Annotated in this window: 16 protein-coding genes; 10 read left to right on the top strand and 6 right to left on the bottom strand. The window is 71.1% G+C overall.

Annotation, left to right across the window (positions count from 1 at the left end; translation table 11 throughout):
• The first annotated feature begins 9 nt into the window (after positions 1-9).
• The 8 genes from AB0N02_RS35950 to AB0N02_RS35985 all read left to right on the top strand — a co-directional run bounded on the left by AB0N02_RS35950 (position 10) and on the right by AB0N02_RS35985 (position 6309).
• Positions 10-885, top strand: a complete 876-nt coding sequence (locus tag AB0N02_RS35950) for a hypothetical protein (protein WP_363955980.1) — start codon at positions 10-12, stop codon at positions 883-885.
• Positions 882-2306, top strand: coding sequence for a hypothetical protein (locus tag AB0N02_RS35955; RefSeq protein ID WP_363955983.1), 1425 nt, complete (start codon positions 882-884; stop codon positions 2304-2306). Before AB0N02_RS35950 ends, AB0N02_RS35955 begins: the two co-directional genes overlap by 4 nt.
• A gap of 47 nt (positions 2307-2353) precedes the next feature.
• Complete coding sequence (locus tag AB0N02_RS35960) at positions 2354-2773, top strand: RNase adapter RapZ (RefSeq protein WP_363955986.1); 420 nt, start codon at positions 2354-2356, stop codon at positions 2771-2773.
• A 19-nt stretch (positions 2774-2792) separates the two neighbouring features.
• Positions 2793-3458, top strand: coding sequence for an NUDIX domain-containing protein (locus tag AB0N02_RS35965; RefSeq protein WP_363955989.1), 666 nt, complete (start codon positions 2793-2795; stop codon positions 3456-3458).
• Positions 3459-3554: 96 nt separating this feature from the next.
• Positions 3555-4703: an NUDIX hydrolase gene (locus tag AB0N02_RS35970; protein ID WP_363955992.1), complete on the top strand. Its 1149-nt coding sequence runs from the start codon at positions 3555-3557 to the stop codon at positions 4701-4703.
• 146 nt (positions 4704-4849) lie between these two features.
• Positions 4850-4981, top strand: a complete 132-nt coding sequence (locus AB0N02_RS35975) for a hypothetical protein (RefSeq protein ID WP_363955995.1) — start codon at positions 4850-4852, stop codon at positions 4979-4981.
• Complete coding sequence (locus AB0N02_RS35980; protein ID WP_363955997.1) at positions 4981-5640, top strand: hypothetical protein; 660 nt, start codon at positions 4981-4983, stop codon at positions 5638-5640. The genes AB0N02_RS35975 and AB0N02_RS35980 overlap by 1 nt, the downstream gene beginning before the upstream one ends.
• Before the next feature lie 240 nt (positions 5641-5880).
• The gene (locus tag AB0N02_RS35985; RefSeq protein WP_363956000.1) at positions 5881-6309 is read left to right on the top strand and encodes a hypothetical protein; all 429 of its coding nucleotides are present in this window, start codon (positions 5881-5883) and stop codon (positions 6307-6309) included.
• Between the two features lie 174 nt (positions 6310-6483).
• Here the strand turns inward: AB0N02_RS35985 and AB0N02_RS35990 are convergent, their stop codons facing one another.
• Positions 6484-7233: a hypothetical protein gene (locus AB0N02_RS35990; RefSeq protein WP_363956002.1), complete on the bottom strand. Its 750-nt coding sequence runs from the start codon at positions 7231-7233 to the stop codon at positions 6484-6486.
• Positions 7233-7991, bottom strand: a complete 759-nt coding sequence (locus AB0N02_RS35995; protein ID WP_363956005.1) for a ParA family protein — start codon at positions 7989-7991, stop codon at positions 7233-7235. Before AB0N02_RS35995 ends, AB0N02_RS35990 begins: the two co-directional genes overlap by 1 nt.
• A 285-nt stretch (positions 7992-8276) precedes the next feature.
• Here AB0N02_RS35995 and AB0N02_RS36000 point away from each other — a divergent pair, with 285 nt between their 5' ends.
• A complete protein-coding gene (locus AB0N02_RS36000) occupies positions 8277-8456 on the top strand; it encodes a hypothetical protein (protein ID WP_363956009.1) in 180 nt (59 codons plus the stop codon).
• Between the two features lie 161 nt (positions 8457-8617).
• Here AB0N02_RS36000 and AB0N02_RS36005 read toward each other — a convergent pair whose 3' ends face one another.
• From AB0N02_RS36005 to AB0N02_RS36020, 4 genes are all read right to left on the bottom strand, one after another.
• Entirely contained in the window at positions 8618-8779 is a 162-nt protein-coding gene (locus tag AB0N02_RS36005; RefSeq protein WP_363956012.1) for a hypothetical protein, read from the bottom strand.
• Between the two features lie 310 nt (positions 8780-9089).
• A complete protein-coding gene (locus AB0N02_RS36010; protein WP_363956015.1) occupies positions 9090-9524 on the bottom strand; it encodes a hypothetical protein in 435 nt (144 codons plus the stop codon).
• A gap of 80 nt (positions 9525-9604) precedes the next feature.
• Positions 9605-11380, bottom strand: a complete 1776-nt coding sequence (locus AB0N02_RS36015) for a 3'-5' exonuclease (RefSeq protein ID WP_363956018.1) — start codon at positions 11378-11380, stop codon at positions 9605-9607.
• A gap of 54 nt (positions 11381-11434) precedes the next feature.
• Entirely contained in the window at positions 11435-12067 is a 633-nt protein-coding gene (locus tag AB0N02_RS36020; RefSeq protein ID WP_363956021.1) for a hypothetical protein, read from the bottom strand.
• 252 nt (positions 12068-12319) lie between these two features.
• On the opposite strand from AB0N02_RS36020, the gene AB0N02_RS36025 reads away from it, so the two are divergent.
• Positions 12320-12556, top strand: a 237-nt coding sequence (locus AB0N02_RS36025) for a hypothetical protein (protein ID WP_363956024.1), incomplete at its 3' end; no start/stop codon positions are given.

Raw genomic sequence — 12556 nt, forward strand, 5'->3', positions numbered from 1 at the left:
AGAGATGACGTGACCTCCCCGCCCTTGCTGAAGGTGAACGTTGAAGTCCCCGCGTGGCCTGCGGTGGACCGGGCGCGCTGGCGTCTGGCCGCTCTGCAGGACTTCACCGGCCGGGTCGCGACCGTGGCCGGCGCCGGACTGGCCGGTGCCGGGCTGCTGGCCGACCAGGCCGTCACCGCCCCGGGGCTCGCCGCGACCGCCGCGGCGACCCTGACCGGCCTGGTGACCCTGCGGGCCTGGCGCCCCGTAGGGCATCAGCGTGCCACCGCGTCCGTGCTGTACCTGATGCCCGGCACCGGCCTGATCGCGTTGCTGATCGCCGAACGGATCGTGCCGGGCCCGCACTGGGGTGAAGCCCTGGCGCTGGCCGCCTGGACGGCCGCGACATGGGTGCTGCGTCCGGCCCGCCTCGCCCGCCGCCTGCTCTGCCCGCCCCCGCCCCCGCCGCCCGCGCCGAGCATCGATGTGGACCCCGTCGAGGAGGTCGTCGGCCACCCGGCCGCCCAGTGGTGGGCGGCGCACGTCGCCGTTGAGGGCGGCGCGGCGGCGGCCACGGTCTTGGAGGACATCGAGCGGACTGGCGAGACCTCGATGCGGGCCGTCATCCGCTCGGTGGTCCCCGGCGCGCCGGTGCCGGATATCTCCGTCAAGCGCCTGTCGGCGCTCATGGACGTCCCCGAAGACCAGATCGTCGTCGGTCCGGTGCCCGGTCGCGGCGCTGCGGTGCGGCGCCTGACGATCGGCCGGGCCGATGAGCAGGCCGACCCGGCGACGATCTGGGCGCAGCGGATCGCCCCTGTCGCGATGCCCGGCACCGTCCTGACCGGCGTCCGGGTCGGCCGCGTCGGCGCCGCCCCTGCGGGCACGAAGGAGGTCACCCTGTGAGCACCCTGGCCGCCGTCGACGAAGTGGTCGAGCTGATGCTGGAGGTCCCTCAGGGGCAGGTCATCAGCTACGACCTGCCCCGACTGTGCTCGGCGCTGGGGGTGGACGACCCCACCCGGGTCGCCGTCGAGACCGACGGGGCCCGGCGGGCGATCGTCACGATCTACCCGTCCAACCCGCTCGCGCAGGTCCGGGCCGTCACGCGCGAGGACCTGGTGATGGACCGGCACGGCCGCATCATCACCGGCGTCTACCACAACGGCCGCCCCGTCCGGAAACGGCTGTTCGACCCCTCCACCGGCAGCGCCCAAAGGTTCTTGCTGTTCGGCACGACCGGCGCCGGAAAGTCTCGCGCCCTGCAGATCGAACTGATCGCCGAGAAGATCAACGGGATCGTCACCTGGCTGGCTGACCTCAAGGAAGGCCAGTCGGTGCCCGAGGCCCGCCAGAACGTCGACTTCTACGGCAGCAGCCAGGAAGCGGCCATCTTGATCCTGCGCTCCGGGGTCGCCGTCGCTCATGAGCGGATGCGCCGCTACAGCGCCGCCGGGCGCAACTCCTTCGCCCTCGGCGGCGACCCGCTGCTGCACGTGCGCGTCGACGAGGCCAACAGGCTGCTGGAAAAGGGCGCCCCCTACCGGGAGGAGGCCACGCACCTGATCAAAGAACTGGGCAGGACGGGCCGGTCAGTGGGCGTCGGCGTCGGACTGGCCGCGCAGGCAGCGCACCTGGAGGAACTCGGGGGATCCGACACCCTTCGCGCGATGCTCAAGGAGGGTGAGGTGACCCTCTTGCGGTGGAGCGGCAGCATGATGCGGCAGCTCGTCTCGGATGGCCTGCTGCCCGCTGGCGACCAGCTCATGCCGATCCCCAAGACGCTTCGCCCGCGCACCCTGGTCAGCCAGTTCGACGCCTTCGACGACGAAGACGACGCCCCGGGCACCCAGGGCACCGGCTACCTGCTGTCCGGCCCGCACCCGAGTTCGATGATGCGCCACTTGCGCGTCGGCTCCATCGCCCCCACCCCCGGCCTGGACCCGGAGATCCTCGCCCTGTACGGGGACGACGAGCCCGCACGCCTGGAGAAGGCCTCCTACAAGGCCGCGGGTGAGGCCTACGCCGCCCGCCACGACCCCGCCGCGATGGCCGCGCTGTGCCAGGCCGTCCAGAACGAGCAGGCCAAGCAGGACGCCAAGCAGACGGCGGCCACAGGCGGACGCTCGGCCAAAGGCATGGCGGACCGCATCCTGGCCGCCCTGGCCGCCGCTGACGCCCCGATGGCCGCCGACGACATCCTCGAGGCCGTCAACGCCGACGGCGGCCGTGAGACCAAACTCGGCGGCCTGCGCAACGTCCTCGGCGTGCTGGTCAACCGCGGCGACATCGACCGCCTGGAGCGCGGCCTGTACGCCCCGGCCTAGCAGCCCCGCACCGATCGCCAACCCAACCAGCAAAGGAGAAGACGACCATGAACAACCCCACGGCCCCGACCAAGACGACCACAGTGGTGGTCACCAGCTTCGGCTACGGCCACCCCCTCGACCCGCCCACCGCCGACATCACCTTCGACGTCCGCACCAGCCTCCGCAACCCCCACCACGACCCGGCCATGCGCGAGCTGAACGGTCTGGACGCGGTCGTGCGCGAGCACGTGCTGACCACCGTCGGCGCCGGTGACACCGTGCGCGCCCTGGCCAGCGCCGCCACCCACCTGCTGCCCGTCTACGACCGGCCCGGCGGACGCCCCATCCAGGTCGCCATCGGCTGCGTCGGCGGCCGCCACCGCTCGGTCGCCCTGGCCGAGGCCGTGGCCGACCTGCTGCGCCGCACCCAGGTCAGCGCGGCCGTCACCCACCGCGACATCACCAAGCCCGTCATCCAGAAGTGAAGTAAGGAGAACGACCCCTATGAGCAGGACCTACACCCACCCCGACGTCCTCACCCACGGCGTCGCCGCGGGCTGGGCGGACTCGGAGACCGACCCCAGCCGGATCGACTGGGCCGAGCGTCAGGCCCGCGCGGCGATCCCGTTCCGCGTGATCGACGGCCGCCCGGTCAACCCGTGCGAGAAGACCGGTATCCGCTACGGCCGCAACGAGCTCGGCCGGTGGGGCGAGCAGCTGTGCGCCGACGCCGTGGTGACCGTCACCGACGAGCACGGCGCCCGGTGGCTCGTCATGGTCGAGCGTGCCGACGGGTACGGCTGGGCGCTGCCCGGCGGCTGCGTGGAGGTCGGGGAGACACCGGCGGATACGGCGGTGCGGGAACTGGCCGAGGAGACCGGCCTTGATCTGGACGAGGCGTCCTGGGAGGTGCTGCCCGCCCGGTACGTCCCGGACCCGCGCGCCTCGGATGAGGCGTGGATGGTCACCACGCCCGCTCTGACCCACCTGGGCACCATCCGCCGGGACGACTTCCTCATCCCGTTGGGGGCCGACGACGTCGTGCGGGCCGAGTGGGTCCGCGCCGACACCTTTCCGATCCTCGCCGCCTACCTGGAGGCGACCTACGGCGGGCGAGTCTTCACCGCCCACCAGGACCTGCTCGCCGACTTGTTCGACACGGAGCACTGACCGGACGGGCGCGCACCAGCGTGGTCATCCGACCAAGACAGCCCACGCCGGGCGCGCCCGCACACCCCATCCGATCAAGAACGGAGTACACCCATCATGCACATCACCACCGCGAACGGCACCACCCCGACGTCATCGACGTCGCCGAAGGTGTGCGACCACCTGAGTGTCGGCGTCCTCATCCAGAACGACGCGGGCGAGTATCTGATGTTCGAACGGGCCACCGCCCCGGCCGGAGTGGCTCCGGTGGCCGGGCACGTCGACGACCACGGCGCCGCCGAGGACGCCGCCCGCGCCGAGGTCACCGAGGAGGTCGGCCTCACCGCAGTCGACCTGTTCCGCTTCCCCACCGGGGGATGGCAACCCAACCGGTGCCGCCGCGCGGTTGCCGAGGGCCACAGGCCGGGCCACCACTGGCACGTCTACCGGGCGAAGGTGACCGGGGACCTGGCCCCCAGCGCCCGCGAGGCCCGCCATCCCCGCTGGCTGACCGTCGACCAGGTGCAGGCCTTGACCGAGCGCACTGTCGCCTACGCCCGCGGCCTGATCAGCGATGCGGAGTTCGCCGCCGAGCCGGGCCTGGAGCCGGTCTGGGTACGGCTGCTGGCCAACTGCTGGATGATCGCCGTCGACGACGAGGACCTGCTCCTGATCGACGACCTGGCCGCCCGCTCACCCCTCACCCCTACTTCGGCCCCGGCCGAACCGGTCGCCATGGAGACTCAGCCGGAGATCACCCCGCTGCCCGGCTCTGAGCGGGGCCGGGCCCACCTCGACCGCCTGGACGAGCGCGGCGCCGCCGACCTGATCGCCGAGACCGGCGCCGCCCGCACCGAGCTGACCCGCACTGACACCAAAGCCGGAATCCTGCTGGCCTTCACCGCGACGGCGTTCTCCGTGCTGACCGCCCTGACCGCCCTGGCGCCCCTGGCCACCGCACCCCGGGTCGGCCTGGCGGCCGCGGTCGCCATCCTGGCCGGCGCCGCAGGCCTGGCGGTCAGCGTGATCTGCCCGTCCCTGCCCCCGCCCGGCCAGGCCTCCGGGGTCCTGGCCCACGCCGACGCCAGCACCCCCGAGCAACTGCTGCAGACCCTGGCCGACGCCCCCGAGACCCGGCGGGCCCGTGAAGTGATTTGCCTGGCGCAGATCGCCCGCACCAAGTACCGGCGCTTGCGCTGGACGGCCTGGCTGGTGCTGTCCGCCCTAGCCGTCGTGGTCGCCTGCCTGCCGCTGGGCTGGCTGTAGCCGCGGCGGACGTTGCGGGTGCTCGCCCGGCCCCCTACGGGGCGGGCGGGTGCCCGGAGCGCCCACCCGGACGCTTCCGCAAACACATCAGGGGCCACCCGCTACCAACGACGAGGCCCCTGACGTCCCAGAAGGGAACCACCAGGATGACACAGCAGCGCGGGCAGTGGCCGGCCGGAGCCAACGAGGTCAAGCCCGGCAAGAAGATCTACACCTGCAAGTGCGGCGCCATGTCCACCAGCCCCATCAAGCACGACCACTCCAAGGGCGGTCGGTGATGGGAGCGCAGACCGAGGTGTCGCCAGCGCCGTTCGCGGCCGGGACCGAGGTCGGCGGCGGCCTGCACGCCATCCCGCACGCCTACGCCGAGCGTGCCCAGGCCAAGGGCGGCCGCTACGCCGAGACCGGCACGGTGTGCGGCCGCCGGGCCCGCCTGGCCCCCGCGGTCGGTGCCTTCGACCGGGCCCTGCTCCCCTCGTGGGCCACGGTGTGCCCGGCCTGTGCCTGGATCGTGGCCCTCGAAACCGGCACGGTCGACCAGGAGTTGGACGCCCTCACCCCCACCGGCCAGAACCTGGCGGCGATGGCCCGGCTGATGGCCGACCCGCTGATCACCCGCCACACCTGTGAGGCGATCATCGCCGCCTCACGGGCCGGCGCGGACGGCCTGGCCGACCCCGCCACCGTCGAGGCGCTGGCCCACGCCACCCGCCACGCCCCCGCGATCCTGTGGTCGGAGGCCTGCCTGGAAGGCGAGTGCGGCCACCCGGCCGACGCCTGCCCAGTGATGGCGGCGTGCGCGGCGTGCAGCCTGCGGGCCGGGGACTGGTCGCAGGACGGCGAGGGGCACTACCTGCCCCTGTGCACGATCACCGCGCCATGCCAGGTGCTCACCACCCTGGCCCGCACTCTCGGCCTGCTCCCCGAGGCCTCATAGCCGAGGGGCTGAGGAACATCAGGACCTCGAGCCACGCCGACCGGCGCCTAGCCGAACTGGAAAAGCCCTGCCGCAGGTGCGGACACCAAGGCGCCGTGCACACCGGCGGCGCCAAGCGCAGCGGCTGGACCATCTACGACCCCATCTGGGCAGACGCGAGCGGCTGGTGCCAGCAGCCCGGCTGTGACTGCCCCCAGCCGTACCTAACTCCCCATCCCTTCCAGAAATGGGAGCCCCACCATGGACACACACCGCTCTACCGACGAGGCCTGCGCCGAACACGGCGCGTTCCGCCGCCGCGCCATAGCAGCGCTGGATCAGGCGGTCGCCGGCGACCTGCCCGGCGCCCGCCTGGCCGTGCTCGACCTTCAGGTCCACTACGGCCACCTCACCGAGGCACTGCTGGTGTGGGCCGACACCGTGATCGGCCGCACCCCGCCCGCCCAGCACCCGGCGCTGCTCACCCCACCGGACAACGCCGCCGACGACCCCGTCGCCGCGTGGGCCGTGAAGGTGATCACCGCCCGCCTCACCAACGACAAGGAGGCCTTCGCCACACTGCGGCTGTCCGTGCCCCGGAGACGGGAGGCGGTCGAGGCCCACGCGATGGGCCTGCTGAAGGTCATCACCGATCACCTGCGAGCAGGAGAGGCAGGCAGCGCACGATGACCACTTCCTCGACCGCCGGTGCTGCGAACAGCCCCGACCTGGGGGAGCGGGCGGCCTGATGCCCACCTTCTCCCGGAAGATGGAGGAATAAATCTGATCTCGGCACTCCCTGAGAAAGCCCTCGCCGCATCCTGCTGAATCCAGGACGCGGCGAGGGCTTTCGGCATTTCCGGGCTACGTCATCTTCTGCTCGATCTCGTCCAGCAAGGCCCGCAGTTCAGCAACGGTCTGCTTGACCTCCTCAGGGCTTTCGTGCACCGCGCTTCGGATGAGGTCCTGCCTGACGACGCGCTGCAGGATCGCGCGCAATCTCCCGGCCTCCGCCGCGAAGGTCTCAGTCGCAGTGGTCTCCGTAGAGGTCGGCGGATGCTCGCTGGCCAGATACGTTCGGATCTGCTCGACGGCCTCAGCGGGATCGAAGTAGTCGGAGGGGAGGATACTCACGACGTCTTTGAGCACGGCGGCGGTTACCTTCACCCCGTCGACCTCGGCCACGGTCCGGTACACCGTCTCGGCGGCTTCGTCTCCGTGCTTGCCCGCGAAGCGAAGCAGCTCGCGCACCTGGCCTTCGTTCAGGTTCTTGTCTCCAATTGGAGACAAACGCTCGGCCAGGGGCCACTCGCCGATCAAACGGTACGCCTGAGCACGCGATATCTGCCAGCGTTCCTCGACGTAGTCCTCGAACGTGCTGTGCGTACCGCGGTACAGTCGAGCGTCCCGGATGACCTGCAGAGCTTTGCCTGCCGCCCAGAAGGCGATACGTAGCCTGTAGATGGCCGCCTCGCAGGTGGCCAGGTCCTCGCGTTCCACGTCGATCAGGACGGGGCTTTCGCCCAGCGCCTCGTACGGAGCAGGCAGGGTGAGGGCCAACGTCTCGCTGTTCTTCTCCGGGCGGGCGAGCTCTTCTCCTCGGCGTCGTCCCATCAGATACTCACCGAGTCCACGGCCAAGGCGAGCTTGTAGAAGTCCTCCTTGGCCCGCAACGCGGTGCCGGAGGGCTGGTATTGGGTGACGACCAGGCCTTTCTCGGCCGCGTTGGTGTGGATCTTGTATTTGCGGATGGGCTGCGGCGCTCGTGGGTATCCGCGCTTGTCCACCCACTCCTTGACCTTCTCGAGGTCGTCCTCGCCGTCTCGGGGGTCCCACCGGTTGATCACGACCAGGAAGGGAATGCCGCGGGGCTTCAGGATGCGCTCGATGGTGTACTCGGTCGGATCGAACGACAGCCACTCAGGGTTGATCGGCACGATGGCGCGGTCGGTGACGGCCAGCAGCGCGCGCAGAGCATCCGCTGCGGCGCCGTGGCCAAGAGGGTCCTTGCTGCGCACAGAGGCGTGGTCGACGTCCATGAAGCCGGGGCAGTCGACGACGATCCGGCGGACGAGCGGGTCTTTCTTCAGCTCGGGAATCAGGTCGTTGTTACCCTTGGCGGACAGGTAGTCGAATGGGAGCTTGTCCTCGGCCACCCGGTCGGCCCACTTCTCCATGGAGCCCTGGGGGTCGATGCCGGCAGCCACGACAGGAGCGTCTTCTCCCTCGTTGTTCGGCCGGGTGTTCTCGCCGAGTACGGCGGCGAGGTTCACCGTGATAGTGGATTTGCCGACGCCGCCTTTCTGGCTGATGACGGCGTCGACGATGGCATCGCGCCTCTCGCTGGCCTCGACGGCTTTTTGCAGGGACATGGATCCTCCGTGGCTTCCCAATTTCTGGTACTCGGGTGACGCATACGATGCCAGAGACCAGGGGGAACCTGAAGCGCACCACTCGCGTGCGAGACAGACACGGCGACGCCGAAGCGGGACCAGCCAAGCGCCCCACCGACAAGACGTAACGAACGCCGTCCCACAACGTGGGCTAACTGCCAACCCACAACGTCCGTACACCGCTGGTTCCGTACCCGAGACAGGGAACGGGCGAGGGGACAGGATCGACGGCAGAGCGATGACGAGAAGTCAGAGGACCTGCCTGTGCTACAGGTCCGTGAGGGGATCGAGTTCACCGAGGATGAGCGGCTCCTGGTCGATGGCGTCCCGGTCGAGCCGGGCCGGTACCGGCTGCAGCTGCCAGACGGTGCGGAGACGCCGGTGCTGACCGTCGCGGGGGAGGACGAGGTCCTGACGGTGGCTTCCGTGGCGAACCTGAACTGACGAACTCCACCCGCCACAGAGTTCGCTGCTTTCCCGCAGGTCACCATGCCCTACATGCCGAACTCCGTGGCGGGTGGAGTTCGTGGAGCACTAGGGCGTCGCGGGCCGGGACCGGCCGAAGAGCCGCAGCCCGGCCCGCGAGGCGCCCTGCGGGGCGCGTTCTACTTCTGGTTGTCCTGGCCGGCGCGGTGCTGGTTCTTGTCCACCGCCGACTGGGCCTTGCGATCCAGCCTGTCGTGGGCGCTGGCGCTGTTGGGGTTCGTGGCCGCCGCGACCCGCACCCGGGTGAAGGCCTTCTTGTCCCATGGGGTGTGTTTGCTCATACCTCGGGGTGTACCCGGAGGCGTTGCGTCGTCCGCCGGCGCCGCGCGGCCGCCATGACGAAACACGGGGAGATCTTTCGGCAGCCTGGGTCGACCGGCTCGGCGCCGCGGCGGGCGGCGGAACCGGGGCCGCTTATAGAAACGGGCCCGGAAATGAGGCGGCGCCCCGCCGTACGGCGGGGCGCCTTCAAAAGCGTGAAGAAAATCCTCATCCGATCTTGGTTGGTGGTGTCTGCGGTCAGTGCCGACTTATAGAAACGGGCCCGGAAGCGAGACGGCGCCCTCCGTGCGGCGGGCGCTGTAGGAGGCCTCATTCTCCCAAGGTGTGGCCGGGATGCCCCATGGCGAGCATGACCGCGTGGGCCACGTGCGCGGCGCCGTCCGGTCCTCGCCACCGATAGACCTCGCTGACCTCGTGCAGCAGTTCGACCGGGGTGCCGCCCGCCAGCGAGACCGCGAGGCGCAGCAGCGCGCGCGGCCCTGGGCCGAGTCCCTTTCCGCTGTCCAGGGCGGCCTCCAGCTTCGGCCAGTCGTCGTGAGCGATCCACGCGCAGAGCGTCGGGGGGTGAGAGTCGGGGCGGTCTCCGCGCCGCAGCGGTCCGGTCTGTAGGTAGGGCAGGAGTTCCTCGCGCACGCCCAGGCCTGCGGCCAAAAGCAGGTAGGTGGCGGCAGCCAGGCTGTAGGGCGTTTCAGTGATGCCCTGCTGGAGTAGGAGCATGCGCTGCGGCGGGCTCATCGTGGTCACATCAAATCCTGTCGTCGGGGTGTTCAGGGTCCATAGGGTGGCGACCGCCTGGCGGGCGCGGTCCCTCGAGTCGGTGCCGGTCACGCGCTTTGCCCGTCCTGGCGAGGGGCGCCGATGGCCCGCAGGACGGTCAGGGCGTCCTGGGCGTCGCCTCGGGCGCGGTGGCCGCCGCCGAGCGGGAGCCATCGGCCGACACGTGCCCAGGCCGAGCGGGCTTCCATCAGGCACTCCCACCGGGTCGCGGCGGGCAGCTCGGTCTGCTCCAGTCCGGCGTGGGCGTGCGTGGCGGCCACGGCAGCGCGGTCGAAGGGGGCGTTGTAGGCCAGGATTCGCCGCCCTGCCACGGCCTCCAGGAAGCGGGGGAGAACCTCTCCCCACGTGGGGGCGTGCTCCAGTTCGGCATCGGTGATGCCGTGCACCGTCCGCGCGCCCGGCTCGACCGCCACTCCGCCGGGGTGGACGAGAGTGTCGAGCAGCACGCGGCCGTCGAAGGCGTCGAGGACGGCGATCTCGACCACGACAGCGCCGTGCAGGCCGGTGGTCTCGGTGTCGACGACCACGGCTTCCCCAGGACGCTGGCAGTGCCGGGCCCACCGGATGACCTCGCCGACCTCGGTGCTCAAGGTGATCTGATCGGCATACCGGCGGGCGCCGCGGTGGGCGGCCAGCGCCGCGGCGACTTTGCTCTTGGTGGGGTGGCCGTCGTCGCGGATCTCCCAGTCGATCTCCCATCGGTCGCCGGCGTTCCACCAGTGCGGCCAGACTTCCACCGCGTGGTCGGCGCTGAGCTGGGCGCAGAAGGCCCGCACGGCGGCGGCGCGGGTGGCGGGCAGGCGGGTGTGCTCGCGCAGCGGGGATGCCTCCCCGGCCTTGACGGCGCGCACGGCTTCCCAGTCGACGCCGGGCACCTGCAGCACGTCTTCCACGTCCGCCGTCCGATACAGCGGCACCTCGACGGTCTTGCGGCGGCCGACCTCGCGGGTGGCGTGCCGGGTGGGGCGCACCCAGCCGGCCGCGACCACGTACTCGAAGTCGACCCTGCGCATCTCCAGGTGCTGCGCGGCCTGCTCCGGGCCGAGCAGCTGCTCGCGGCGGACCTCCTCCATGAGGTCCTCATCCCCGGACAGGGCAGCGATGTCGGTGCGGCGGTAGCGGCCGAACCGGCCGGTGGTGATGCCGCGCTCGGCGGCCACCCGGGCCAGGTCGCCCTCGTGCCAGTTCAGGAAGCTGGCGGCCTCGCGGGGTTCGATCGAGCCGGTCAGCCACGCGGTGCGCTCGGCCACCACCTCCACTACCAGGCGGCGGCCTTCTTCGGTGGCGACCAGGGCCTGCAGGCGGCCGACGTCGTACAGCGCCCACTTCTTGTAGTAGTCGGCGATCTCGGTGTGGCCCAGCTCGACCAGAGTCAGGACGTCGTCGACGGCGACCTCGACGCCGATCGCCTCGGCGAGCAGCTCGGCGCACCGGGTGGCGCCCAGCGGCTGCGGCGGGGTGGTGGCGCACAGTTGCTCGGCGCGGCCGATGAGCTCCTCAGCCAGCGGCCGGGTCCAGAACTCGCCCCGGTCCGGGGCCGGGATCAGGTCGGCCTCCTGGGCGCGTTTCCAGTCGCCCCAGGACATGCCCAAGGCCTCGCGCAGCTGCGCATCGTCCAGGTCGTCAGGCAGGGCGTCGAGGATCTCCTGGCGGCGTGCGACCAGATCGTCTACCACTGGCCCGGACCAGCGCGGCGTCTTCATGTCCGGGTCGGGCACGAGGCCAGCGGCGCGGGCGCGGGCGAGCTGGTCGGCGGTGATGGTCATGGCCTGGGCCAGCTGGGCGGCGGTGTGGGCGGTAGTGCGGCGCGCGGGAGCGCTCACCGGGGGTCCTTTCTCGAAGGGTGCGGCGGGGATGAAGGGCAGGCAGGGCAGGGGTTAGAACGGCGGGACGTCGCTGAACTCGGCAGGGTCGCTTTCGGGGTAGGGGCCACGCAGGCACAGCAGCGCCTCGGCGACCGTCTCGCCGTAGCCGGTGGCTACTTCGGCGCCCTGGTGGTCGCGGGCGATGGCCACATAGAACGGGTCGTACGGCTCGTCCAGGACGTCGCCGTCCTCGCTCACCTGACCGTCCTGACCGGGGTCGAAAGACAGCGTGATCTCACATCCCTGCCGCAGCAGGTCTTCAACCGCGAGGCGGTCGGCGGGGGCGGGGCGGCCGGCCAGGCGGCGGGCGTCGATCAGCGCGGCCACCGGGGTGCGGTGGCGGGTCAGCAGCACGGCCGGGTACACCAGGCCGGTGACCTGCCGCACCAGGGTTCCAAGCTTGGCGCGGGCCTCGCTGAGCGGCCAGGCAGGCAGCTCAGCGAGCGGTTCGGCGACCTCGGTCAGCGGGACCAGCGCGGCCCACTCCCAGTGCTCCCGGGTGATCAGCGCCGGGGAGCCGCCTTCGGCGGCGCGCACCAGCGGCCCCCACCGGGGACGGGCTTGTTCGACCCCGAGGGCGGGCCCGTGCAGGGCGACCAGGTCGACGTAGCGCGGCGGGATGGAGCGGTCGGGTGCGTCTGTCACCCGGAAAACGTAAGACGCCTTACAGATATATTGCAAGGCGCCTTACGAAAGAAGTGGGAATTCCAGGTCGCGCGGCCTGCGAGGGAAGGCCTCCCGCTGGCGGAATCAAGCCGTCCAGGTGTACGAAACCCGCACGGTAAGGCCAGCCGCTCCCGTCAAGCCCACGCCCCGGCAGGGAGCTCCAGCAGGGTTCGACAACCGGGGCGGCACAACGGCCCTTGAAAGAATTGATCTAGCGATTACCGTCGAAACATGACGCCAGCAGCACCGAAGCCTCCTTCCCGGATGCCTTTGCTGGCGCGATCCCGACGGCGGGTACGGTCGCTGGCGGCGCTCAACAAGACCCGCTACTGGCTACTGACCCGCGCGGCCTGGTTCGCCGTGGCCTTCGCCGCGCTCTTCGCCGCGGACGGGCTGCTGATCGGCTGGTCGACCGCGTACGAGGTGATGATCGGCATCACCTCGCCCGCGGACGTCGGGGCGCCGTGG

Origin of the sequence: Streptosporangium sp. NPDC051022 (assembly GCF_040683035.1) — a bacterium.
Taxonomy (GTDB): domain Bacteria; phylum Actinomycetota; class Actinomycetes; order Streptosporangiales; family Streptosporangiaceae; genus Streptosporangium.